We start from the raw sequence: 290 nt of genomic DNA, 5'->3' as shown, positions 1-290 counted from the left end.
CCTGGATTACTGGGCAGAGCACGACGAAACCCTCGGCCACATCGTGACCCACGTGCTGGTGCACGAGATCGGCCACCATTTCGGGCTGTCCGACGACGATATGGAAGCGATTGAAGAGGCCGCGGGCTAACTAACCCGCGTCACAGCCGGCGCGGTCGGAACGCCGTGCTTTTGCGGATCGGAGGCGAGACGGGTCACAGGATTTTACTGCGCTGTTGCCCAGTTTCTGACGCTCGCAGACGCCCCCGACAATAACCGCAGCAGCGATACAGTCGCGCGCATCCTTGAAC

At 61.7% G+C, this 290-nt stretch carries 1 protein-coding gene; it reads left to right on the top strand.

The genetic code is table 11. From position 1 onward, the window contains the following. Positions 1-130 (top strand): metallopeptidase family protein (locus tag WDW90_RS38895; RefSeq protein ID WP_336492971.1); only part of this gene is annotated, 130 nt, incomplete at its 5' end. Positions 131-290: the final 160 nt, after the last annotated feature.

Origin of the sequence: Methylobacterium nigriterrae, from assembly GCF_037106235.1 — a bacterium.
In the GTDB taxonomy this organism is placed as follows: Bacteria; Pseudomonadota; Alphaproteobacteria; order Rhizobiales; family Beijerinckiaceae; genus Methylobacterium; species Methylobacterium nigriterrae.
This window is presented reverse-complemented; position numbering and strand designations above follow the sequence as displayed.